The organism is Marinobacterium lacunae (genome assembly GCF_000705555.1).
In the GTDB taxonomy this organism is placed as follows: Bacteria; Pseudomonadota; Gammaproteobacteria; order Pseudomonadales; family Balneatricaceae; genus Marinobacterium_D; species Marinobacterium_D lacunae.
Genome location: NZ_JMQN01000059.1, coordinates 94860 through 119736, shown reverse-complemented (window position 1 = coordinate 119736; position 24877 = coordinate 94860). Strand labels below are relative to the sequence as shown.

Below are 24877 nucleotides of genomic sequence, written 5' to 3'. Positions count from 1 at the left end.
ATGCGAACCGGGTGGTTTTTGGTAACAGCGCGTTATACGGTACGCAGAACCTGCTTGAAGAAGCGTGCCAGACCTGCGTAATCATCCAGCGGCAACACCTCGGCTACATACTGGTCAGGCCGGACTATCACGATGCAGCCACGCTCCTTGTCGATGCCGCGCATATCATAGATATTCTGGCCGCCGCCTGAAGAGGCAGGGCGGTTGTCTGCACAAAATACCTTCTCGTAATCCCGCAGCCCGTATCTGCCTTTCTGTGGTGCCAGTATCGGGTGGATGGTGCCCGTCTCAACAGCCTGATGATGCTGCTGGAATACTGCGCGCACATCGATGACTGAATCGGGATCAGCTCCGAGAGGTGTATGGGCCTTCAACGGTGAGTTTGCATCGTTTGCCAAGTATTCACACAGCGCTTTGACACCACACTGCGCAGACATCGGCTCAGCAGAATCCCCAAACACATAGACACGGTATGCGCCGTTGGCAGTGTGGCAATGACCCAGCTGAACCGGCTTGGCATCACCCTGACGCACGACTGGTGCGGAGTGGAAGCGCTTGCCTACAGTCAGGCCGGTCGCCAATGCCTGATGAGCACCCTCACTGACCATGATTGACGGGCGATACTGAATGGATACCCCGGCGGTATACTCACCGAAAAGCTGGAAGTAACGCTGGAAGTCTGCGGGGTCCACGCCATCCGGATTCTCGGCAGACTTTGGCTTGGCGCTGAACATGGCCGAGAACTCGCGATCGAAATCGATCAGGGCCTGACCATACTCGCGTCGCTCTGCTGAATATGTCTTCAGGATCTCCTGATCGGCAAGGCCTGTAAGCACGTGCGCCAGTTTCCAGCCCAGGTTCCATGTATCCATCACCGAGGTGTTCAAACCCTGTCCGGCTTTAGGGCTGTGGGTGTGACACGCATCACCTGCCAGGAATACGCGGGCAGGGCGGCCATCTTCAGAGTCATCAAACGCGGTGGTAATGCGTTGGCCGATCTCGTATACGCTCCACCACGCAACCTCTTTTACATCGATCGTGTAGGGCTGCATGATGCGGTTGGCGGCGGCGATCAGCACCTCAGGCGTCATCTGATCGCGGGCAACACGCTGGTTATCCTTAAGCTTATCCAGCTCAATATACAGACGAACCATGTAGCCACCCTCACGCGGGATGATCAGCATGTTGCCTTCATTGTTGGAGTGGATCAGTGATTTCAGGCGGATATCTGGAAAATCGGTGTTGAGCAGAACATCCATTACACCCCATGCCTGATTAAGCGCATCGCCGACCAGCTCTTTACCAATCGCTGTACGCACACCGGAGCGGGCACCATCACAGCCAACAACGTACTTGGCTTTAACCGTCTCGGTCTCCTGGGTGTACTGAGAAAAGTTCACCAAGCGCTCAAGTTTTACCGTAACAGGGTATTCACCACCCTCAGGGTCGACTTCCAGACCCAGCAGCTTGCGCTGATAGTGCGGTTCGATTTTGCCCGGGGCCTGACGCATTACACGCAGGAATTCGTCGTGGACACGCGCCTGGTTGATAATCAGGTGTGGCATTTCAGACAGGTCATCCGCCACATCCTGTACTTTGCCGCTACGCGCGATCTGGCTTGGCTTGTCTTCTGCAGGCTTCCAGAAGGCGGCTTCGCTTACCTGATAGGCTTCCTGCTTGATCTGATCGGCGAAGCCATATGCCTGAAACATTTCGATAGTGCGGCACGCGATACCGTCGGCCTGGCCCACCAGAAGACGGTCGTCCTTCTGATCGACGATGGCAACCTTGATATCACCAAACTGGGAAAGCTGAGCGGCAAGGTTCAAGCCCGCCGGGCCACAACCCACGATAAGAACATCAACATATTCAGGCATCGGGCGTTTGATTGGCGGCGGAACAACTGCATCCTGAGGGTCGGAAAATCGCGGATCGCCCGGATGAAAGCCGTTGAGATGAAACTGCATGTTGGGGTTCCTCTTCTTGTGTTTTGCCTAACTCTAGCCAAAACTCTGATATAGGTAATAATTGGTTTTTATCTCAAGACTAAAAGTATTTGCATACATGAATCCTAACCTACTGAAGCAATTGGCAATCGTGGTAAAGCAAGGATCGCTAAGCCGTGCGTGTGAGCAGCTTTTCATTACACAGCCGACACTCACACGGTCGATCCAGCAGATAGAAGCCAAAGTGGGTGCACCTGTTTTGACCCGCACCCGTTATGGCGTTACGCCTACTGAAGTTGGTGCACGCCTGGCTCAGATCGGGGAGCGCATACTGGCCGAATCCGAACATGGAGAAGAGGTGATTCGGCAATGGCACAGCGGCTATCAAAGCGAGTTTACGCTTGGGATTGACCCGCTTTGGGAGTTTGCGTTCTTCAAGGAGATGACATCGAGCCTCCTGTCTGAGAAGCGTCACGTATTCCATCTACGCACCGGGTCGGCCGCTATTCAGATTCAATTACTGCAAGAGGGGAAGCTAGACTTTCTGTTGGCGCCGGCTCATCTCACAGTCTCCCAAAGCGCACTTGAGCGCGAACTTTTGTTCAAAGACAGGTCCGGTGTATTTGTGGGCAAGAAATCGCCATTAGTGGGCAGCGGAAAGCCTGTATCACTTGAAGTACTCGCGCAGCAGCAATGGATGATTGCAGGTGCAAGTGCCGGTTTTTTGGATGGGCAAGGTGAGCTGGCAGGGCCTCAGGCTGCCCGCATGGCCTTTACCGGCAGCATCCGTTCAGTTCTACACCTGCTCAATACAACCGATATGCTGGTGAGACTGCCGGCGCGCCTTGCGCTCATGACGGGTGAGATCAACACCGACCAACTTATCGAGGTTGAAGGAAAGCCGGGGCCTCGCCGCGACTTTGCCCTGTGGTCGAAGTCGGAAAATGGCGAACGGCCTGAGCACGTGAAGGTGAGGGAGGTTATTGGTGAGATTGTCCGTAAACTGGATCAACAGACCGACACGTTTGGATTGGCGCTTTAAATAACTCGCACACCGGTCAACCCGATAATGCCGATAATGCTATTTATCGGCATTCGCATTTAACACATTGTTTTTGCTAGACTATCTTGCATCCTATCAGGTACAGATGCGATGCAGACATTTCCGCCCGCCATGCCACTATTCGATGCCGTGCAGCATCTTGAAGATGGCAACCCGACCGTTAATCAATACCTGGCAAATGTGACGCTCAGGCGCGTTCATGATGCTGCATTTGTTTATGAGTTAGCCGTCGACTGGTTGTTAGAGCAGCGCCACAGCGAGAACAACTTCAAAACCTATAGAAGCGAGCTGACCACCTTCCTGTTTTGGGCGTTTGAGATAGAAGAGGTGTCAGTGGCCGATATAACACGGCGCGCACTCAGCCGGTACATCGAGTTTTGCCTCAAGCCACCACAGACGCTCATCGCGTACCGCAACGTTGCCCAGTTCGTTCTGAGCAAGGAAATAGCTGAGCGGGTGCCAAATCCAATTTGGCGGCCATTCCTGGGCAAGAAGCGTGAAGGTATAGAATTGCCTTACACAATCTCCGATAAAGCCTTGAAAATAAAGCTTTCGATACTCTCATCGTTCTATTCGTTCTTGATTAATGAGGAGTATACAGAACGCAATCCTGCTATGGCGCTGATGAACAATGGTCGCTTCAAGAGCCTCTCGCAAAACCTCAAAATGACCAACGACGACGAGAGTGTGAAGGCATTCACAGAGTTGCAGTGGTCGTATGTTGTGTCTACCGCACAACGATTGGCCGATGAATCGCCTGAGCAACATGAAAGAACGCTGTTTCTCATCAGCCTTATGTATGCCTGTTACCTGAGAATCTCCGAAGTAGCCGCAAGGCCCGGATTTTCGCCGGTTATGGGGCAATTCAGACGGGATTCAAAGACTGGCGTATGGGGATTCTATCTACCACTGAGTAAAGGCGGGAAAAAGCGCACGGTGGCTGTTTCCAATCAGCTACTGGAATCACTCAAGCGTTACAGAACCCATCTGGGAATAAGGCCATTACCGGTACCGAGCGAAGATACGCCGCTGTTCATCAGACACCAGGCGGCTGGCCGTGGTCGCGATGCAGGTCTTGTTAACGCCAATCTGGGCATTAGACAGATCAGGGAATCGATTGACCGTGTGATTCAGCAAGCGGCCGACAATGCCGAACAGGATGGCTTTCATCAGGATGCGCAGGAGATGCGCCAGATGACACCGCACAGCATTCGGCATACGGGTATATCGCACGACATCAATCTAAACAACAGGCCGCTGTCGCATGTTCAAGCCGATGCCGGACACGACAGTATCGACACCACATCCCAGTATCTTCACACCACAAGGGTGGAGCGCCATGAGTCCGCGGCGCACAAACCGCTGGACCATCTAGCGATCTCTTATCGAAGAAATGCGCCTGAATCAGAAGACCGCTAACAGCGAAATGCATAGAGGTTAGTAGGCTCTTGCATATCCTGAGCGCCCCGTTTGGCCTCAATATTATACTTCGTATAATGTATATTATGTTAAATTTGATATTTGGATATGGGGTTATGGCACCTGCTTTGTTGTGTCGTTTCCAGTTCAACTTTGAATTAATTCAGCCCTATCGGAAACTTCATATCTCGCCTGCACGCCATGCGGCATCAGTGCTCCAGACGAACCTGCTCTTTCTGCGTCTGCCCAAGTTTCCAATACATGTGTGAATTCGATGCTTTGACGCTTCTATCGAGGTTTGCTGCATGCAGCGATCAATAAAACGCTTCCAGTCATCATCCTTGCGCGGGTTAGCTTTCTGCGAGGATTAGTCTGTTGGGTATGTTATCTGTGATACCGAGGAATTTGGTTCTAGCGCGAATGTCGATTTGCTTTGCTGCAAAGCCATCAGCCGACCGCACCGACCGACTGATGGTTGTCGTCAATCCAGTGGATTAGCCTACTACGGGATACATGATCCCTTTATCAGGCCAGTCACCGAACTTTCGTTCCAATCGTCTAGCCTCGATCTCAAACTCATAGCTGCCGATATCAGCGGTCCAAATTGGGCGGGCTGAGCCGCCGAAAGCATGAGATGACGCATGAATGACTCTGTAGATGTTCAGCTCAACTCTCATTTTTGAGAAGTCCATTTCGCACCACGGGAGCCATCCGTTTTCGGTCAGATACCAATAGTTCTCGTTTTCCGAAATCTCTGATGGATAACACTTATGGTCGCTACCCCACACAGTCGAGTAGCTCTGGTGCTTGCTCTCAAGCTCACGGAGCAAAGAGTAGCCATCAACATCAGCAATGTTGTGGTTTTGGGCCAGCAAAGTGGACAGTCTGACGCCCTGCTCTTCGGTCAGCACAAAATCCTTTGGCAACGCCGAATTCAACAGGCCATTCGCGGATTTGTATCCAAGAGACTGAGCGAATATGTCTTGCAGACGTGATGTCTTTACAGGTGCGTTGAGAGCGGCAAGAATGGACTTCAGGGAGCTAACGAGGGAGTTAAACTCCTGCTTAGAGGCGATTTTCATCTGAATTCTCCACTGCGCATACCCTATTTACCCGCAGTCAATTCAAATGAATGAAAGACGTGGGAGTGTGCTTTGACGATGAATAGAGTTAGGGCTCGGGCCTCATCTAGCCCATGCAGCTTGCGCTGCATTGACGTTGATACTGTCCAAAGAAGCTTTTGATGTCAACTGATTCAGGCTCAGACCAACGACATTTAACGTGCCGGGAAGCGCATGGATTCTACGTTTCTACCTAAACTCCTGCTGGTATCGCCGCAAAAGGCTTATCAAATTGACAGCCCTAGTCAGCAGATGTAATTTGCGTTCTCTGGGCGCGAGTAACGAGCACAAGGATGATCAAAACAATCAGTAAGTTACAGGATGTTTCTCAGCTGAAATCAGAATATTTCGCGCTAGGTCCTCACCCTGCTCTCCAGTATCCAGAGCCTATCGCCCTTAGTTCCGGAATGACTTGCCGCCCCCTCCATCTAGAGGTGCGCTTCGCCCTTAAAAGCCATCACCTTTTACGGCGTTCGAACGTAGGCTGTACCGCTGGCTACAGTCTGCATGGCCATGACTACCTGATACCCAACATGACGCTGGCACCCGGTTTTGTAGCCCCGAATCTCGATGCCGCTCAATCTGAAAACACACGAGACACCGCATGAACAACACGGAACAGCAATTCCTCAACGATCTTGACGCCAAGCTGTGGAAAGCCGCCGACAAGCTGCGCTCCAACCTTGATGCCGCCAACTACAAGCACGTGGTGCTGGGACTGATCTTCCTGAAGTATGTCTCTGATGCATTCGAGGAACGTCAGGAATCGCTGCTGGAGCAGTTCCAGACCGACGATGACGACAACATCTACTACCTGCCCCGTGACGATTACGACAGCGACACCGACTACCAGCAAGCGCTGCGGAACGAGCTGGAGGTACTGGACTACTACCGTGAAGCCAATGTGTTCTGGGTGCCTAAGGCCGCCCGCTGGAGCACACTGAAGGAGAAAGCGGTGCTGCCGGTCGGCACTGTGCTCTGGCAAGACGAAGCCGGTAACGACGTAAAACTGCGTTCCGTGTCATGGCTGATCGACAACGCGCTGGAAGAGATCGAGCGCAGCAACATCAAGCTCAAAGGCATTTTGAACCGCATCAGCCAGTACCAGCTGGACAACGACAAGCTGCTGGGCCTGATCAACACCTTCTCGGACACATCGTTCACCAAGCCGGTGTATAACGGAGAACCGCTACACCTGCACAGCAAAGATATCCTCGGCCATGTGTACGAGTATTTCCTCGGACAGTTTGCACTGGCGGAAGGCAAGCAAGGTGGACAGTATTACACCCCCAAGAGCATCGTCACCCTGATCGTCGAGATGCTGGAGCCCTACTCCGGGCGCGTCTACGACCCAGCCATGGGGTCTGGCGGGTTCTTCGTCTCCAGTGACAAGTTCATCGAAGAGCACGCCAAGGATCAGCACTACGACGCCGCCGAGCAGAAGAAGCACATCTCCGTATACGGGCAAGAGTCTAACCCCACCACTTGGCGGCTAGCAGCCATGAACATGGCGATCCGGGGTATCGACTTCAACTTCGGCAAGAAGAACGCCGACACCTTCCTCGACGACCAGCACCCGGACATGCGAGCCGACTTCGTTATGGCCAACCCACCGTTCAACATGAAGGACTGGTGGAGCGAATCACTGGCTGAGGACGTCCGCTGGAAGTACGGCACCCCGCCGCAAGGCAACGCCAACTTCGCATGGATGCAGCACATGATCCACCACCTCGCCCCGACGGGCAGCATGGCGCTGCTGTTGGCCAACGGTTCCATGAGTTCCAACACCAACACCGAAGGCGAGATTCGTAAGCGCCTGATCGAAGAGGACCTCGTCGAGTGTATGGTCGCCCTGCCGGGACAGTTGTTCACAAACACCCAGATACCGGCCTGTATCTGGTTCCTGACCAAAGATAAATCCGGCAAGGACGGCAAGAAATGCGACCGTCGTGACGAGGTGCTGTTCATAGACGCCCGCAACCTCGGTTACATGAAGGACCGTGTACTGCGTGACTTCACCGCTGACGACATCCGCCGGGTGGCGGACACCTTCCATGCATGGCGCACCGGTGAGGGCTATGAGGACGTGGCCGGGTACTGCGCTGCCGTCGACTTCCTGCAAATCGAGAAGCACGACTTCGTCCTGACACCGGGCCGCTACGTCGGTGCACCGGATCAGGAGGACGACGGCGAGCCGTTCGCGGACAAGATGACGAGACTGACCGAGCAGCTACGCGAGCAATTTGCTGAGAGTGATCGTCTGGAGGCTGAGATTAAGCGGAATCTGGGGGCGCTAGGGTATGAGTGCTGAATACAACCCTTCTGAGTTCGTTACCGTCCCGAACGGATGGGATTGCAGACGTCTGCTTGATTGTACAACTGACAGGAATATTTCCTATGGAATAGTACAGCCCGGCCAACATTGTGATGACGGCATCCCCATCATCCGAGTTAATAATATCAATAATGGACAAGTCGATCTGCGTGAGGTCCTGCGTGTATCACCGGAAATCGAAGCCAAGTACCAAAGAACTCGCCTCAAGGGAGGAGAGGTTCTGCTAACACTTGTCGGTTCAACAGGACAAAGCGTTATAGCACGAGACGAACTTGTAGGCTGGAACGTGCCACGTGCGATAGCTGTGATTCGCCCCTCTGATGACATTGGCTGCGAATGGATTAACATCTGCCTACAGTCGAGTGAGACAAAGCACTTTCTCGATGTCCGTGCAAACACCACCGTCCAGAAAACGCTGAACCTAAAAGACGTTCGTGATATCCCGATACTGCTTCCACCAACAGAGACGCGTAAAGCCATTGCGTCTATAGCGACAAATCTAACGAACAAAATCCAGCTCAATCACCAGATCAACCAGACCCTCGAACAGATGGCACAGGCTATCTTCAAGAGCTGGTTCGTCAACTTCGAGCCAGTCAATGCCAAGATTGCCGCACTGGACGCCGGGGGCACCGATGACGACGCCCTTCTGGCCGCTATGCAGGCGATCTCGGGTAAGGACGCGGGGCAACTGACCCAGATGCAGGCCGAGAAGCCGGAGCATTACGCCGAACTGCGCGCCACTGCCGAACTCTTCCCGTCCGCCATGCAGGACAGTGAGCTGGGTGAGATACCGGATGGATGGTATCCCGTCCGAATTGAACACTACCTTGATTTAGCATACGGAAAGGCTCTCAAAAAAACGGAGAGAGTCGAGGGCGAGTATCCCGTTTACGGGTCTGGCGGAATAACTGGTAGCCATAACAAGGCATTGGTCTCAGGCCCCGGCATCATAGTCGGTCGCAAGGGTACAGTAGGTAGTATTTACTGGGAGAATCAAGACTTCTTCCCAATTGATACAACGTACTACGTGACCGTTAAGAATGACTGTACATTGCTATTCTCCTACTACCTACTTCAAACCTTGGGGTTGGAGAACATGAATACCGATGCCGCAGTTCCGGGCTTGAACCGGAACAATGTGTATAGACTTGAAGTGCCGCATTTCCCAGTAGCTATCATTGAACGGTTTGATCAGCTCGCAAGCCCCTTATCTCAGGAGATGGAAGCACGGCGTAATGAGACAGAATCACTCACTACATTACGCGACACCCTCCTCCCCAAACTCCTGTCCGGCAAGCTGACTCTACCTGATACCGAGGAACCGCGGACCGAATCACAGGACGCTGCCTATGTATAAGATGGTCCAGCCACGTCAAGGTTTGAAGAAGATAAACTCTGCTAAAGATTGCTGAAATCTTATTTTTTCAGCCTCGATAAGTTAAGGAACAACTAAATGTCTAGATGGACTGATCAATTTAATCAACGATACGCCCTTTTACATTCTCTACAAGAAGTTATCGATAGTTTAACGCTCGATGACGAAACGGCTATTGGACCTACCCAAGAGCTAGAACGAATTAGGAAAGCTGTTAGATTCCTAGACGGTTTAATGGATACTCTCGATCCAGAGCTTATTCCCACATCAATTTGGGTTAACTTCAGCAAGCAATGTGATGCGTGCAAGCAGCAATTGGCTCAATACAACGCAAATAGAAACGCCCAACACATAGAGCAGGCGAATAATCATGCAGATAATCTTTTAGCCTATATTCGTCCATATATGGTGTCAGCCGGCGATGCGGCTATTGCTTTGCGGGAAGCAACGACTGATGCGGCCGAAAAGATTTCTTCACGATTCCTAACTCTCAATAACGAAGTTCAACAAATTAAAAAATCGATTCAAGACAGTGATGAAAATGGAAAGAAACTCCTTTCTGAAATATCTCGCATACACGGTAGGGCCTGCGATTTTGAAGGGAAAGTCTTTGGAGATGAAAACAATTTAGGCACTGAAAATAGGCTCCAAACGTTAGTAGATGAAGCGGAAAGCTTAAACCAAAAAATTTCGGGCTACCATGAGGATATTTATGTAGGCAGCGATGACAGTCCTCCTATAAAGCAGCAAATTGCAACCGCTAAAGAGCACGTTGAGACAGAAAAGCAAACTATCACTGATCTCCTCTCAAATGTTCGCAAAAAAACGGAGGCGCTGTCTGAATTTTATATTAAATCATTCGGAGACCCTGACAGCGATAGTGAAGACAAAGGCTTATCTGGTGAGCTCGAAGCTAGAAAGAAAGAGTTGAAAGATTTCGCAGCCGAGCAGAACGTACAGTACAAAGCGCTAAATGAGCAAATAAACTCTTTGCTCCCCGGTGCAACATCAGCGGGGCTGGCACATGCTTACCACGATATGAAGAAATCTTTTGAACAACCCATTCGTTCTGCCAACTGGCTTTTCTACGGATCGATAGGGGGACTCGTATTAATATCATTTTTGTTGTCAATTGATGGTATTGGAGGCGAGAGCATCATCAGTTTCGCTCATTTAACAGGTTGGGAAGCATTAATTCAGAGCTTCCTCTACAAACTTCCAGCGTACGCCCCTATTTTGTGGCTCGCATTCTACGCTTCCAAAAGACGCAGCGAATGCCATCGTTTGCAACAAGAATATGCTCATAAAGAAGCTCTCGCCAAGTCATATCACTCCTATAAGCAACAAATTGAAGCATTGAACGCTACTGATCCAGAGATGCTTCAAAGTCTTATTAAGCGATCAATCGATACAATCGCCTACAACGCAGCAGAGACTTTGGATAAACGCCACGGCGACAAGCCTCCCATTCAGGAAGTAGCAGAAAAAGCCGCTAATTCAATGATAAAGAAAGCTGCCAATGATTGATCTATGGCGGATGTGTATGCACTGATGCTAGTAGGAGATGGATGAATGACGATCAATTGGGGTTGGTTCGCCGACAAGGTTCGGGAGACCGCTGAGTGCTCCACTGATGGTTATCAATCAGCAACTCAAGCATACGCCTTTCACCACCTTAGAGACGGATGATGGCTAACGCACCGCTACGCATGGAGTTTCTGACCGGTTACGCCTGCTGGCTACCGCCTGAGCAGTGGTGTGGCACCCGTTTTGCTGCCCGACGTATGTTTTTTGAGGGGCATTTTGAAACTCACTGCAACCGGCACATGGTCTGTAACGCTTGTGGATTACCCACTCTCACACTGCAAATCGAGTCGGATTACTGTAGTGCTTGCGACTGGGAAGATGACTTCTCGGAAGACCCCTATGCCGATGAGATCAGCAAGATGAACGGCGGTGTCAGCCTGAATCAAGCGCGGCGGAACATCTTGGAAAAAGGTACCATGTTCTGCGATACGGACCGCAACTGGATGCATCCGACCAGTTTCGAGAAAATCTTCAGCCGCCGTGCTCAAGCGCACCGTGACAAGCTATTTCAGCTATTCGATGAACTGATGACGTACACCGATGCCGCCGACGTTGACCGCCAGTGGGCAACGATTGATGAGCACTGGAGGACTGCGTGAGCGACTATCGGGAGGATTCACTGCCATGGCTGAACCGGCTTCCTCCCTACCCGTGGACGCCTCCCCCTGAATGGGCAGGTACTCCCTTTGCCATTCGGCGTGTGTATTTTGAGCTCAACAGGGAAACGCACGGCAATGACAAATGCGCTTGCCCAGCCTGCGGTTACCCGACACTGCCCCACCGGGCGAACGGTGGGTATTGCCCTCTCTGTTTTTGGGAAGATGATAGACAAGACGACCCTTGGGCAGATTACGAAAACAGCGGCCCTAACCCCGGCACGCTGAACGAGGCTCGGCGTAGCTTCGCTGTAACGCTCTGCATGCTTTCGCTAGATGACTCAGACATACCGGACTCAACCATGCAGTTGATACGCTCCGAGGTCTGGCGAGAACGTCAACGAGCGCTGTGCGATGCTTATGATCGTCTGATGGAGCTGTCGGACCCGAAAGATATTGCTCAGCAATGGGACATTATCGAGCTGCTTTGGAAGCAAAACAGTTCTGGGCAAGCCCGAACGCCAAACGACACCCCGTCTACCCCTTGATAGGGTTTGACTGGTAACGCTGAAATGGAGAATAGCGATGGTCGAAATAATTCAATGGCTCACAGATCATGAAACCGCTGTCACTGCATTCGGTAGCCTCGTAGGCGCAGCGTCCACACTGGCCATCGCTCTTCTGACGGTGTTTCTGTGGCTGGAAAATCGTGCACTGCGTAAAGCGGGTTCGGAGCCGAAAGTAGTACCCCATTTCGAAGTTCACCCGAACGGTTCCGGGGCCATTAACATTTCACTCTCGAATGTGGGGAGCGGCCCAGCCATTGACGTGTCTTTTTCGTTCATCGCAAACCCGGATGACTTCAGCAAATACGAGATCATCCTCGATCATTCAGAATCCCGACCAGCCATGACGCTTATCCCTAGCGGCAAGAAATTCAGTTTTTTGTTTGCTGTGGGCTTCCGACTTGTACGACCCAGCGGTAGTAAAGATAAAAATGAAATGGACCCGCTCAAACCATTCAAAATCAAGGTCGAATGGAAGAACCTACATGGAAAGAGGTATACCCAAACCTATCCAATGGACATCATGCAATTCAATGGGTTGCCCGGAATATTCGAGAAGCCCCCGTTGCTGAAGGCGGTAGACTCTTTAGATGCTATAGGTAAGCAAATCGGCGGCCTTCGATATCAAGTTCAAGAACTGCGCTCCATCGTCGACACGACCACTATTACTGAGAGCGTTCAGCAGAAAACAGTAGGTAACCCTACCCGCCGTGATGATTTTGAAGATCGATAAATGTGGCTGATGAGCACAAGTCGGAGTGCTCAGGTAATATCACCCGAGAATACGATAAGAAATATTGAGCTAAAGGACTGCCGATGAACGAAGATCAACTGGAACACGCCTGCCTCGACTGGTTCGCCGACAACGGCTGGGAGATCGCCCACGGGCCTGACATAGCCTGTGACGGCCCGACCCCAGAGCGCAAAGACTACCGACAGGTTCTGTTACTTGATGATCTTGAAGCAGCAATCCGACGCATCAATACCCACTTGCCCGATTCAGCGGTTGAACAGACGCTTGCTTTGGTGAGCAAACCTGAAAGCCTCGATCCCGTTGCAAGTAACCGAGGTTTTCATCGGTTGCTACTTGAAGGTGTTCCAGTTGAGTACAAAACGGATGACAAGGTCGTCCACGACCACGCCTTCTTGATCGACTTCGAATCCTTGAACAGCAACCGTTTCCGCGCGATTAACCAGTTCACTATTCAAGGTAGTAAGCAGCTACGACGCCCGGATGTCGTCTGCTTCATCAACGGGCTGCCTTTAGCGGTTATTGAGCTCAAGAGCCCTAGTGCCGAAAACGCGGATATTTTAGACGCGTTCAACCAGCTTCAAACATACAAAGACGAATTGCCGGAGCTGTTTGTCTTCAACGAAGCCCTTGTCGTTAGTGATGGATGGAAGGCGAAGATTGGCTCCCTTACAGCAAATATGGAGCGTTTTCTTCCTTGGCGTACGATCAAACATGAAGATGACAAACCTGTTCTGGACTGGCAGTTGGAAACGCTGGTCCGTGGTTTCTTCGACCGGGAATTGCTGCTGGACTATATCCGCTACTTTGTCCTGTTCGAGACCGATTCCGATAAATTGATCAAGAAGATCGCCGGGTATCACCAGTTCCATGCCGTACGTGAAGCGGTCAAAGCAACGGTCATCGCCGCTGAACATGTCGATGGAATAGCTGAGCGCCGAGCCCCTTATGGCGAGCGCGTAGTGCCCGGAAGCAAGAAGGCCGGTGTGGTCTGGCATACACAGGGCTCAGGTAAGAGCATTTCAATGTGCTGCTATGCCGGTAAGCTGCTTCAACAGCCGCAGATGAACAATCCGACCCTGATTGTCGTAACGGATCGGAATGATCTTGATGGACAGCTGTTCGCTACGTTCAGCGCGGCTAAAGAGCTTTTGAAACAGACGCCTGTTCAGGCTGAGGACAGAGATGCATTGCGCCAGTTACTTGCCGAGCGCGAGTCAGGTGGCATCATCTTTACGACCGTACAGAAATTCGCCCTGCTGGATGATGAATCGGGGCATCCAATTCTGAACGACCGGCATAATATCGTGGTGATCTCTGACGAAGCGCATCGTAGTCAATACGGCCTGAAAGCAACCCTGAAACAAGATGGCAGCTACAAGTTTGGTTACGCAAAACACATGCGTGATGCCCTACCCAATGCGGCTTTCATTGGCTTTACTGGCACACCGATCTCTAGTGATGACAAGGACACTCGTGCCGTCTTCGGTGACTATGTCTCGATCTATGACATACAGGATGCGGTAGAAGATGGCGCTACCGTTCCAATCTATTACGAATCCCGGCTGGCCAAGCTTAATATCAATCGCGAACTTATAGAGGAGCTGTCGGATCAGGTCGACGAGGTCGTTGAAGATGAAGAGGATGTCGGTGCCCGCGAGCGCACTAAAGGTGAATGGAGCCGTTTGGAGAAGCTGGTGGGTGCAGGCCCTCGCCTAAAGCAGGTCGCTGAGGACTTAGTGGCTCACTTTGAGGCACGTACCGCAACTGTTGATGGAAAAGCGATGATCGTCGCCATGAGCCGAGATATTTGCGTGCAACTCTACGACGCGATTATCGCACTGCGCCCTGACTGGCATGACACCGATCCAGAGAAAGGCGCCATCAAGATTGTGATGACCGGCTCTGCATCGGATAAAGCCGAGCTACAGCCTCACATCTACAATAAACAAACGAAAAAACGGCTGGAGAAGCGGTTCAAGGACGTTAATGACCCGCTAAAACTGGTGATCGTGCGCGACATGTGGCTTACCGGGTTCGATGCCCCCTGCTGCCATACAATGTATATCGACAAACCGATGAAGGGCCATAACCTGATGCAGGCCATCGCCCGTGTGAACCGAGTGTTCAAGGACAAACCCGGTGGACTCGTGGTCGACTACATTGGCATCGCCAATGAGCTGAAGCAGGCGCTGAAAACGTATACCGATTCAAAGGGTAAGGGCTCCCCTACCCATAGCGCCGAAGAGGCTTATGCGATTCTGCTGGAGAAGCTGGATATCGTTCACGGCATGTTTGCTAAAGGCCCTCAGGGCGAAGGCTTCGATTACAGTGAGTTCGAAACCAAGCCACAGAAACTGCTGATCGGTGCGGCTAACTACATTCTTGGCCTTCCTGATGGCAAGAAGCGCTTCCTTGATACCGTGCTCGCGATGACCAAGGCTTTCTCACTCTGCGGTACGCTGGATGAAGCCCGCCAGTTGCAGAAAGAGATCGCCTTCCTCTCTGCGGTCAAAGCCGCGATCACCAAGCACACAAGTGTTGACCGTAAGCTCTCACAGTCTGAAAAGAACTCGGCTCTGAAGCAGATTTTGGACAACGCCATCGTCGCTGAAGGCGTTGATGATGTCTTTGCTCTGTGCGGACTGGATAAACCCAACATCGGTCTGCTATCTGATGAGTTTCTGGAAGATGTTCGGCAGATGCCGTACAAGAATCTCGCCGTCGAGCTGTTAGAGAAGCTGCTCAAGGACGATATCAAAGCGAAGACTGGCAACAACGTGGTGCAAGAGAAAAAATACGCCGACCGGCTTCAAGAGACACTCCGCAAATACAACAACAGGGCCATTGAAACCGCACAGGTGATCGAAGAACTGATCGCTATGGCGAAGCAGTTTCAGGAAGAGATGGCTCGTGAAGCTGCGCTTGGCCTCAACCCAGACGAGATCGCCTTCTATGACGCCCTTGCTAACAATGAGAGTGCCGTTCGCGAATTGGGTGACGCCATTCTGAAGAAGATCGCCGTCGAAATTACAGACAAGCTGCGCAAGTCTACGACTGTCGATTGGCAAGTGCGTGAGAGCGTCCGAGCCAAATTGCGCATTCTAGTGCGCCGAACCCTCCAGCGTTACAAGTATCCGCCTGATGACGCCCCTGCGGCTGTTGAGCTCGTGCTTAAGCAGGCTGAGGTGCTGTCTAATGGGTGGTCAACCTGATAGAGCTGTACATGCTAAAAAGGCCGATCTCGATTGGTTGGCCTTTTTTAATCGTGATCGTTGAAGCACATGAGCACCTATTTGAGCTCATGACGGCTGTATCAGGGAGGATTGTGCTAGCTGAGTTCCTTCATCTATACGTCGTCCCATGACGAATGCCCCTGTGCTATTTGATGTACATTAGCGATGTCTGATGTATTCGGCAATCTAAGGCTCTAGTCGATCTTGCGTGGGGCTCTAACCAACGATACGTCCTAATACATTAGTTCATCTTCAGTAACAGGCAATAGATCGAAATTTTCGGAACCCTCAGTGCGAACAATCTTAAATATATGGCTATCGTCATTAGGCCCTAGCGCCCAAAATATCTTAGGCCATATTTTTCTTATACCCTGAACTTTCCGGTATGCATTTCGTTCAGTTTGATTTTTTGGCTCAATTTCTTGTTTTTCTCTTGCACTATAGTAATGCATGAAGTGCAAGAGCTTTTCTATTTCCTTCGAGGTCCTCTTAACTTCACAAACAATGTGCTCAACACCGGTGTCCGAACAGTAACATACTAAATCAAATTCCCACGTCTTCGACTGTGCTCCGAGCTGTGAAGAAGGCCATCCGAATTGCTTATTTAACCGAGCAATAGCTCCGATGGTTATAATTGGCTCGATCCACAAAAAAATTGGGCGTGGACTTTCCTTTTTCGAACCTTCCCAAAACAGCATTTCCTTTGCGGAGCTTTTGGGTGCTAAAAAATAACCTTCATTTTCAGTGACCAAAGCATCATCAATAGCTCGCATGAACCACATTGCGTCAAAACTACTAAGGTTTCCTATTGTTGAAGATTTGAACCCTTCAATGGAATATTGGCGGTTAGAGGCATTACAATAAGATGGTAGCCATTCCCTATGAAGCCTATCTGCGAATTTTTCCATTACCTGTGGCACCGGATCACCTCTATATAGACACTTGTAAATTAAGCATGCATAAATGCTATCCTAAGCAATTTTAATTTCAGCGATTAATTTAATTTCTCATCAAGTGACAGGAACTGTTCGACACTTCGATTTATAGGCTGATGCCTCCCTCCTCTGTAACCATCCATCAAAACTATCTTTTTTTTGCATTCCGGTCCGACGGATACATGAAAGGGTCTATGTGATGAATAAAAATACAGCCGATCAAAATTTGTATTCTTCACCACCCACTGAGCCACCTGTAACGAACTGACACCCTTTACGTAGAAATCTACAGATATTCCAAGGCGACTGCATATCCGCTTGCCGTTTCTGTTAATTTCAGACCCGGAATGCTGATCGCCGCTTGGCGTAATATTGGGATAACTCTGCTTTTTAACCAGATTAACCAAGGCAGGAGAGCTAAAACCATAAGTCAGTTTTACTTCACCAAATTCTCGCCAAACTGGATCAAGAATTTCACGACACATATCTCTTATAGATTCATATGTCTCAAGCTCTTTCGGGGTGTTGTCTATTTTATGAGCTTTCCATGTGTCGCTACATTCGCAGAAATCGCGATATATGAAATGCGCCCCACAAGGTTGATCCAAATCTGGTAATTCCATAAATCAAAACTCCTTTTTGTAGCACATCAGGCCATGATAAGGCTTCTTATTTCACTATCGATTCTTTTAAACTCTCATTATTTTTTCGGAAAAGATTTTTTCTTAAAATGGCTAGTATAATTCGTATTTAATCCCTGCTTTCTCATACAGTTCCTGCCACGAATCCTTGTTCTCACACTGTTTTAATGCATCTTTCAACTTTTTATTATTTTCAGACCGGGTGGTGATCATTAATGCAGATCGCGCCAATAAAACATCTTCAATTGCACTTACATCTAAATCATCTTCCACGATTTTACTAAGTACGTATTTGGCGGTTTCGGTGACTCTATACAAATGATCGCTCGTTCTATCTTCTTTTTTCGCTATTTTTGCATCTTCTGTAATACCGATAATGCATTTTTTGAATTTTGGAACACCATGTGTAATCACACCACCGCCCCATAAGGGAAGCAGGCTTTGTGTACCATCATATAGGTGTGCTGTTCTATGTAATATGCTCGCTGCGGCAGTCAATTTTTTCCTTTGCAGCGCGTTTAAGTCGTCTTTACACACCATGGTTAAGCCCTTTATTGGCACCATCCGGCTGAAACACGGTGCTCACAAGCAAATTGTATAGTTCGTAATAGAGGATATTGCTCTGGTACTGCCGCTGACGAAACTTTCTTACTAGAAAGCTCTGCCACCATTTCAATAAATAGTTCTGACGTAGTCATTACGCGACCGCCAGCTAATGTTTTCACATTCGCATTGCTGGCAAAGCCTAGCAGGGCAATTTGCTCAATATTAGTGGGCAAATTGAGCCCTTCAAACAGAGCCGGTATGTATTTTCTCCCGGCCTCAAATTTCTTGGTATAGCGTTCTTCGCGTTTCGCCCATGAATGTGCATCCATTGACGGTTCGATATGAACAAGATGATGAAAAGTTGGGTGAAAGGCAACCACATCCAGCTCGCACTCATAGCCGCCTTTGGGGCGCGGGCCAACTTGGACATTTCTTCTTACAAAATATCCTCGATATTCGTACCACTCTGAAACTAGCTGCTCAAGATGATTCATGGTTTATAACTCTAACCTCCACCCTGTGGGCACAGTGACATCATCAAGAGCTAGAGTGTGACCAACTCAGCGAGCTTTTCTGCGACCTCTGACATCGAATTTTCCGCAGTGCTCAGGCCACTTCGGGAGCCAAGCAGTGGACTGACATCGCGGAGCGCTTCATATGTCGTGTCGTGGACAATTGGAACGAGCAGGTCACGTGCTAACAGCGCTGAAAGCTCTTTGTCGGCAATACCCTCTCCTTGTATGCGACTCAGAAACGCAGGAGTCACGAGAACGATCCCGACACGGGACTTCGCCAGTCCTTTGTCTATTTCGCGGAGCAACGGTGCGCCGAGAGCAACATCCTTTTCGCTGAACCAAACCGAGACACCACGTGATTCAAGCTGATCGTGCAGCATCTTTGCTGCCTCTCTCCGGTCATCCCATGCGTGACAAAGAAAGACGTCCCGGCGCTCGGGAACCTCCGCTCGGGCCTCTACGCTGCGGCGCACTGGGTTAAGTGCTTGCACTTCGGCAGATGTGTAGACCGCAGTCGAACTGGATGGTGACCATCTAGGTTTCGCGCTACGACTGGACCCACCACTGCTGGTGACGCCACCAACACTTCTGCCTGATGGCGAGTACGATGAGGACGGGTAATATCCCCCATAGCCTCTTTGGCGACTGCGGCATGCGGGGCAGGCCGCAGCCGCGCTCGCTGAACGATGTCCATTTACTGGAGCTGTGCATCTCGCCATAAAACGTTCCCTCTTTCCTTAGATAACTCGGAATGCTTGCGCCGCCAACACTCTCCGCTTGTCAGTGGAGGCGAAACCCAAGCGGTGAAACTTCACCTTGCGTTACGGCGTTCTGCTTCACATGCCCTCTCCAAGCGCATTTGCGCTAGATACAAATAGCGACGATGAACAGCTGCCAACTGCATGAGTATCATCACTACCGGACCTCACTGCACCTCCGCCATAGCCGTTAAGTTGACATACCAAAGCGTCGTTTACAATCTTATTTCATGTTTACAAATCTATTTATTTGCATGTTATGCTATCTGAACATTTCACCGCACAGGTACTTTCAATATGCGTAATCCTTGGGAAGTTAACCCTCTCCTATCGCAAGACCATTTGGTTGAGTTAGCCAAATTCATCACCGATATACGCGGTGAGGTTGTAGACCTATATGACCCCAATGGAGTGGGAGATACTAAACGAGGATTGGGACTGCGCGTTTACGAGTGCATCAGGAATAGGTTGATCCGTGAAGCCTACTCAAAGCGTAAACCTTGGCTCGGGATCGTTAACCCGGAAGGACGCTTCACCTTTTCTATCAACGGTGTTCCGGTCCGCTTTTATCGCGGAGAGCCGGAAACTCCGGAAGAACGCCGCTTTATAGCTAGCCCCGCTGCGCTTCAGCAGCAATCGTTGCTTCCGCTAAGTGAGTCAGACGCGGCGATTCTTTGGTTTTTCGTCATGGAAGCAGATAGCGAAGATTACGCGGATAAAGTAACCTTTTGCGGCTTTGACGCGGAGACTCGTGAGCAGGTCAGCAACTGGGAAATCCCACTGACTGGTACTGTCGCCTCTAAGCCTGCATCCGTAGGTGAAAAAGTTGAGCCCGTTGCCAAACCAGAGGTCAAGGTCAAGCTGAAAGCCAAGTCAGCTGATCAACGCAAGAATGCTTGATAGCTAGTCCGATCGATTGAGATGTACGACATGACTGGTAACTTTATCGGAGAACGGTTGCGCCTTGCACGGCTGATGCGAGGCTGCACCCTTCAAGAAGCCGGGGACGCCGCATCGGTGACCCGGCAACACATTAATCAATTGGAAAGCGAGACTCGCAGCCCAAGTGATGACGTATTGGCCGCGTTGGCTGAATTTTTTGGTGTAGAGCCGAGTTTCTTCTCCAAGCCGATCCGCAACGAAGTAAAGCTTGATCAGTGCCATTTCAGAAAACGAAAAACCACACCTGTTGGCGTTTCTAACAGAGTCGCAGCCTATAGCACTCTATTTGAACAGCTGGTCGAACTGCTCCATGAAGAATTGGAGCTTCCTGAACCCGCTTTTGATATAGCAGAAAAGCTTGGGTTCGATACGTCTAACCTCACCTCTGAATCCATTGAGCAGCTCGCGGAAGCAGTTCGAAAGCACTGGGGGCTCAGAAACGACTGCCCTATTGAGAGCATGGTGGCTGTGCTTGAAGCACACGGTGCCGTGGTCACCTGTTTCGAAGGAATTTCCGAGAAGGTCGATGCGCTTTCTGTTCAGCGGCGTTACCCGCTGGTCATCAGGAACAAAGCGAAGGAAAGTGCGTGCCGTATGCGTTTCGATCTCGCACATGAGTGCGGTCACCTCATCATGCATGAGGGCGTCGAAACCGGCGATACCAAGACTGAGGGCGAAGCTAACGCTTTCGCCAGTGCCTTCTTGATGCCAAGAGGCGCTTTCAGCGTCGAGTTCAAGTCGTGTATCAGCAGAGGACGGCTAAATTGGAACGAGCTCTACGAAATGAAACGAAGATGGCGAGTCAGCGTCCGAGCTATCATTTACAGGGCTCATTTCCTCGGATTGATCTCAGCACAGACCTATCGAAGTGCGAATGTCACGCTGAATAAGACGGGGCAATCAAAGCACGAAGAGCTTGATGATGTCATTCCCATGGAGGAGCCTGAGATACTGAACTTGGCCTTTTCGCTACTGCGAGAGGAACTCCATGTAGGCTTTTCGGATGTTGCCAAAAAGCTTGGGGTCAGCACTAGCATTTTGAGCCAGTTGACGGGCATCGCTGCCGACGATACGGACGATGACCGAAAGGTTGTTCCGTTGAGGTGGTGAGATCGCTTCGTCCATGATCGGCGGTGGTCCATCATACTCTCTTGGCACGGATCGCCCGTTACGTTAGATTGGAAATCGGTGCAGCGGACATGCCCAGCGCATGGCACCAAGCAACCATAGCGGTCGAGGCAGTGCCCGGTAATGGCTTTCCGAACCAAGCGGCCTGAATCAGGCTACTCGGCGGGGCTCCCAGATGGGAGCCTTTGTTATTTTTGGTAACGCCGCGCTCTGCTCTACTCAATAATCTTGCCCCCTTTCGCGTTCCAGCAGCGCCAGCAGCTGTTATGCAGTTCCGAACAGTAGATGTTCTCTTTTCACAATAAGGGGGCGCTATAGTCAAAAAACCGGTAGCGGATGGAGTGATCCTATGGACACTCTTTGGCTGGAAATTGAACCGGTCATTAAACCGGACGTTTAGACAATCAAGTATCAGCCTCAACGAATCTAACCTACTATAATAAAAGAATATTTTAGGATTGAAACCGACCTTGAAAGCGGACATAGAAGTGGCAAAAGATCGGGGCGAAGCTGTCGCGATCATGGAGCCCTTAAAAATCAGCGAGCGCTACCGGCACCTCCCAGCACTGACTGAGCTTGCGGTAGAGCTCACTACCAAGTCGGCTGCTTTAAACCGGAGCCTGCCAGAAGGCAGCGTCACCGCCTTAGCCGATCTGATACGCACCGCCAACTGCTTCTATTCGAACCGCATCGAAGGTCACAACACCGATCCTGTCGATATTGAGCATGCGATTCGAGAGGTTTATAGCTGTGAGCCTCGCAAACGAGACTTGCAGTTAGAAGCCCGCGCCCATGTTACGGTCCAGAAGTGGATTGATGACGGCGGCTTAAACGGGCGCGCCGCCACTGTTCAATCCATCTGTGAAATTCATAAGCGATTTGGCGATCTCCTTCCATACGAGCTGCTCTGGGTATCAGACCCAAATACCGGTGAACGTATCCGAGCCATTCCCGGTGAACTAAGGTGCCGTGATGTACAGGTTGGTCATCATTTCGCTATAAGCGCCGGTGCGGCGCCTCGCTTCCTCAAGCGATTCGAGCAAGTCTATAGCAGACTAAGCAAGACAGAGACGGTTTTATCGTTGGCGGCTGCGCACCATCGATTGCTTTGGATTCATCCGTTTCTCGATGGGAATGGCCGTGTAGCTCGCCTGATGTCCCACGCCATGCTTCGAGAGGTGATGGACACCAGCGCTCTATGGTCAATTGCTCGCGGCCTTGCAAGGTGTGAGGCTAAGTATAAGCAGCACTTGGTAGCTTGCGATCAGCCACGGCGTGGTGATATGGATGGGCGGGGAAGCCGGAGCGAAAGCGCTCTTGCTGACTTTACGGAATTCTTCTTGCAGACTTGTATCGAGCAAGTCACTTTTATGGAAGAGTTGGTTCATCCCGATAAGCTACGTAAGCGCATCTCGGTATGGGCCGTAGAAGAAATCCATATAGGTCGTCTACCACCTCAAGCCGGTAATATTCTGGATGCCTTACTCAATTGTGGCGAATTAACACCTGCCGAAGTACCGAGTATTGCGGGAGCCGGTGAGCATCAAGCACGCCATATGGTCTCCGTGCTTAAGGAATTCGGTATTGTTACCTCAGAAAGCATTCACGCTCCGCTCAAAATCGCGTTCCCGGCCTCCCTAGCCAGCCGTTGGATGCCCGGTTTATTCCCAGAGGCATAGATGACCCTCTGCTCGCCCCTCTTTCCTGACCGCTCTATCGTATGTGTTCTTAGCATCATGGTAATCCCCATTGGGAGCAGAGATTGTCGAGCTAGTGCTTTTGGTCCTCCGGCTCGTCCCGCTGGTTCATAGAATCCTCCGTTACCTGTTCTCCTTCAAACCGTTCCCCGACGAAGAGACCAATATTCAGAGTCTCAACTCCTTTTTCCCGCACAAGCGACAGCAGCTTCAGCGCTGCTCCGGACGGTTGATGTTCTCCTCGCTCCCACTTTCCCACTGTTGAAGTCGATACGTTGAGATAGAGAGCGAATGTCTCACGACTCAGACCGGTCGATTTCCGAATCCCTTTGATCTCAACCGGTGACAGCGGCTCGACATGCAGCTTGAGTTGCTGATCGAGCTGTTGCAGCGAGGCGGCACTCGCAAGCTCCGCTTCATGCAGTGCTGCAAAGTCTCGACGAACTGATTTTAGTATCTTGCTCATTTCCGCCATCCTGCTAGTTGAGGCGCAGGCGCTTAAAACTTTAAGCGTTTCCGTTGTTCGAGCGCTCGTTTCACGTAGCCCGGTTTCCGATCCTCTCTACCATAGCGCTTCGCGATCTCACCGGGGTCTTGCCCTTCTCGCAATAGAGGGAGCGCCATGAGGGGAAGCTGGTAATGACGCCCCGGCCCCACTACCCGGTACAAACTATTCTGAGTCGTCACGAACGCAGAATCGTCCCCCTCCTGCTCGATTAGGTCGACGGCAGATGTTAGAACGAACTCATCGGGTGCTTTGGAGGGAATGCCATATACGACCAGCTCCGCAGCATCACCAGCTGAAGTGCACAGCTCGATCAGTGCCCACTGTGAGAGCGTCGCTTTCACGTCCATTGCCTTACCCCCTTGATGCCCTCGACGGCTCGTATTCGAGCCGAACGAGGACGGATGATAGAGTTTGATGAACTCCAAATTGTTCAATCAGGCTTCAGCTTCTTCTTGGCACGATTAAACATCGCTCGGTACTTGTCGGGTGTGCCACCGTACTTCTTGGCAAGTTCAACGTTACTGAATCCCGCGAGATGGTCTTCAGCAATCGCGGCGTTTTCTGCGCCTACGGCGTTAATGAACCGCTCTAGCGCAACCGACTTATCGAAGTCACGAAGCGATTCGTCGTCATCAGACTGAGCGAGACTACCGAAAAATTCCTCTGGCTTTTCGGGTTCGAGTCCACCCGCGTAGTCTGATTCGTCGAATGAAGACCCTAATAGCATCTTGTCGCCGCCACGCCCGTTAGGGGTTTGTTTGGGTAGGCGGCTGCGAATACGCTCCTTGCCGATATTCTTCAATGCTTCCATTAGCCACTTTTGCACTTTGTGAAAGTGAATTTCAGGCTGTTCGTTTTCGGTCTTACCCGCTTCATAGTCGTCGAGTACAAATGTGCCTTCGTTGATCTTCTCCATCAGCGTGGTCACAACTTCGCTTCGCAGGTCCTCTACAAACCCAGAGCCATGCCCGTACAGCCCTGACAATTTGTCGCCATAGTAGGCGTCTGCTTTCTTCTTGAAGCTCGCCGAACCTGATACCCGCGCCACGAGCTCTGTGAGGTACTTCTGACTGCTATCCACTCGCCTCTCCTAACGTCCTTTTCGATTTTTCTGCATGGTTTCTAAATCGATTTATACAGAATTTACATTTTTTTGAAAACTTTTTGTCCGGTTTTTTCTCTTTCGACCAATAGCTGTTATGAGAGACA

The 24877-nt window shown here is 50.8% G+C and carries 22 protein-coding genes and 1 pseudogene; 13 read left to right on the top strand and 10 right to left on the bottom strand.

All coding sequences use genetic code 11. From position 1 onward, the window contains the following. Window positions 1–32: 32 nt before the first annotated feature. Window positions 33–1967 carry an FAD-dependent monooxygenase gene (locus ADIMK_RS20090; protein WP_036191965.1) on the bottom strand — a complete coding sequence of 645 codons (1935 nt, stop codon included), beginning with the start codon at window positions 1965–1967 and terminating at the stop codon, window positions 33–35. 97 nt (window positions 1968–2064) lie between these two features. On the opposite strand from ADIMK_RS20090, the gene ADIMK_RS20085 reads away from it, so the two are divergent. Together ADIMK_RS20085 and ADIMK_RS20080 are read left to right on the top strand one after the other, a co-directional pair. After that, entirely contained in the window at window positions 2065–2988 is a 924-nt protein-coding gene (locus tag ADIMK_RS20085) for a LysR family transcriptional regulator (RefSeq protein ID WP_036191963.1), read from the top strand. A gap of 111 nt (window positions 2989–3099) precedes the next feature. Next, window positions 3100–4428: a tyrosine-type recombinase/integrase gene (locus ADIMK_RS20080; protein WP_051693173.1), complete on the top strand. Its 1329-nt coding sequence runs from the start codon at window positions 3100–3102 to the stop codon at window positions 4426–4428. Between the two features lie 494 nt (window positions 4429–4922). On the opposite strand, the gene ADIMK_RS20075 is transcribed toward ADIMK_RS20080, so the two are convergent. Next, entirely contained in the window at window positions 4923–5510 is a 588-nt protein-coding gene (locus ADIMK_RS20075; protein WP_036191961.1) for a hypothetical protein, read from the bottom strand. Window positions 5511–6153: 643 nt separating this feature from the next. Here ADIMK_RS20075 and ADIMK_RS20070 point away from each other — a divergent pair. From ADIMK_RS20070 to ADIMK_RS20040, 8 genes and pseudogenes are all read left to right on the top strand, one after another. Continuing rightward, entirely contained in the window at window positions 6154–7860 is a 1707-nt protein-coding gene (locus ADIMK_RS20070; RefSeq protein WP_036191959.1) for a class I SAM-dependent DNA methyltransferase, read from the top strand. Further along, window positions 7850–9244, top strand: coding sequence for a restriction endonuclease subunit S (locus ADIMK_RS20065; RefSeq protein ID WP_051693172.1), 1395 nt, complete (start codon window positions 7850–7852; stop codon window positions 9242–9244). The genes ADIMK_RS20070 and ADIMK_RS20065 overlap by 11 nt, the downstream gene beginning before the upstream one ends. A gap of 96 nt (window positions 9245–9340) precedes the next feature. Then, window positions 9341–10789: a hypothetical protein gene (locus ADIMK_RS20060; RefSeq protein WP_036191957.1), complete on the top strand. Its 1449-nt coding sequence runs from the start codon at window positions 9341–9343 to the stop codon at window positions 10787–10789. 161 nt (window positions 10790–10950) lie between these two features. After that, window positions 10951–11448, top strand: a complete 498-nt coding sequence (locus tag ADIMK_RS20055; protein ID WP_036191955.1) for a CPCC family cysteine-rich protein — start codon at window positions 10951–10953, stop codon at window positions 11446–11448. After that, window positions 11445–11744: pseudogene (locus tag ADIMK_RS22380) on the top strand (CPCC family cysteine-rich protein); the annotation flags it as partial. The gene ADIMK_RS20055 and the pseudogene ADIMK_RS22380, both read left to right, overlap by 4 nt. Before the next feature lie 63 nt (window positions 11745–11807). Beyond that, window positions 11808–11993 (top strand): hypothetical protein, encoded by a 186-nt coding sequence (locus ADIMK_RS22260; RefSeq protein ID WP_231517105.1) that lies wholly within the window; start codon window positions 11808–11810, stop codon window positions 11991–11993. 37 nt (window positions 11994–12030) lie between these two features. Next, window positions 12031–12744: a DUF8453 domain-containing protein gene (locus ADIMK_RS22150; RefSeq protein ID WP_051693170.1), complete on the top strand. Its 714-nt coding sequence runs from the start codon at window positions 12031–12033 to the stop codon at window positions 12742–12744. Between the two features lie 83 nt (window positions 12745–12827). After that, window positions 12828–15977, top strand: a complete 3150-nt coding sequence (locus tag ADIMK_RS20040; protein WP_036191953.1) for a type I restriction endonuclease subunit R — start codon at window positions 12828–12830, stop codon at window positions 15975–15977. A gap of 254 nt (window positions 15978–16231) precedes the next feature. On the opposite strand, the gene ADIMK_RS20035 is transcribed toward ADIMK_RS20040, so the two are convergent. The 5 genes from ADIMK_RS20035 to ADIMK_RS22330 all read right to left on the bottom strand — a co-directional run bounded on the left by ADIMK_RS20035 (window position 16232) and on the right by ADIMK_RS22330 (window position 19354). Then, window positions 16232–16906, bottom strand: coding sequence for a hypothetical protein (locus ADIMK_RS20035; RefSeq protein ID WP_156043018.1), 675 nt, complete (start codon window positions 16904–16906; stop codon window positions 16232–16234). A gap of 86 nt (window positions 16907–16992) precedes the next feature. Then, a complete protein-coding gene (locus ADIMK_RS22015; RefSeq protein WP_156043016.1) occupies window positions 16993–17556 on the bottom strand; it encodes a peptidase M15 in 564 nt (187 codons plus the stop codon). 111 nt (window positions 17557–17667) lie between these two features. Further along, window positions 17668–18114 carry a hypothetical protein gene (locus ADIMK_RS20025; protein ID WP_036191947.1) on the bottom strand — a complete coding sequence of 149 codons (447 nt, stop codon included), beginning with the start codon at window positions 18112–18114 and terminating at the stop codon, window positions 17668–17670. An 11-nt stretch (window positions 18115–18125) separates the two neighbouring features. Further along, window positions 18126–18614, bottom strand: a complete 489-nt coding sequence (locus ADIMK_RS21835; protein WP_081849889.1) for a hypothetical protein — start codon at window positions 18612–18614, stop codon at window positions 18126–18128. Between the two features lie 50 nt (window positions 18615–18664). Next, the gene (locus ADIMK_RS22330; RefSeq protein WP_036191945.1) at window positions 18665–19354 is read right to left on the bottom strand and encodes a toll/interleukin-1 receptor domain-containing protein; all 690 of its coding nucleotides are present in this window, start codon (window positions 19352–19354) and stop codon (window positions 18665–18667) included. A 336-nt stretch (window positions 19355–19690) separates the two neighbouring features. Here ADIMK_RS22330 and ADIMK_RS20015 point away from each other — a divergent pair, with 336 nt between their 5' ends. The 3 genes from ADIMK_RS20015 to ADIMK_RS20005 all read left to right on the top strand — a co-directional run bounded on the left by ADIMK_RS20015 (window position 19691) and on the right by ADIMK_RS20005 (window position 23142). Then, window positions 19691–20293, top strand: coding sequence for a hypothetical protein (locus ADIMK_RS20015; RefSeq protein WP_051693169.1), 603 nt, complete (start codon window positions 19691–19693; stop codon window positions 20291–20293). A 21-nt stretch (window positions 20294–20314) separates the two neighbouring features. Next, window positions 20315–21445 (top strand): helix-turn-helix domain-containing protein, encoded by a 1131-nt coding sequence (locus tag ADIMK_RS20010; RefSeq protein WP_197027597.1) that lies wholly within the window; start codon window positions 20315–20317, stop codon window positions 21443–21445. 476 nt (window positions 21446–21921) lie between these two features. After that, the gene (locus tag ADIMK_RS20005; RefSeq protein WP_197027596.1) at window positions 21922–23142 is read left to right on the top strand and encodes a Fic family protein; all 1221 of its coding nucleotides are present in this window, start codon (window positions 21922–21924) and stop codon (window positions 23140–23142) included. A 91-nt stretch (window positions 23143–23233) separates the two neighbouring features. Here ADIMK_RS20005 and ADIMK_RS20000 read toward each other — a convergent pair whose 3' ends face one another. From ADIMK_RS20000 to ADIMK_RS19990, 3 genes are all read right to left on the bottom strand, one after another. Next, a complete protein-coding gene (locus ADIMK_RS20000; RefSeq protein WP_051693168.1) occupies window positions 23234–23626 on the bottom strand; it encodes a helix-turn-helix domain-containing protein in 393 nt (130 codons plus the stop codon). Window positions 23627–23658: 32 nt separating this feature from the next. Then, window positions 23659–24015, bottom strand: a complete 357-nt coding sequence (locus ADIMK_RS19995) for a hypothetical protein (RefSeq protein WP_036191943.1) — start codon at window positions 24013–24015, stop codon at window positions 23659–23661. An 83-nt stretch (window positions 24016–24098) separates the two neighbouring features. Further along, a complete protein-coding gene (locus ADIMK_RS19990; protein WP_036191942.1) occupies window positions 24099–24749 on the bottom strand; it encodes a hypothetical protein in 651 nt (216 codons plus the stop codon). Window positions 24750–24877 lie beyond the last annotated feature (128 nt).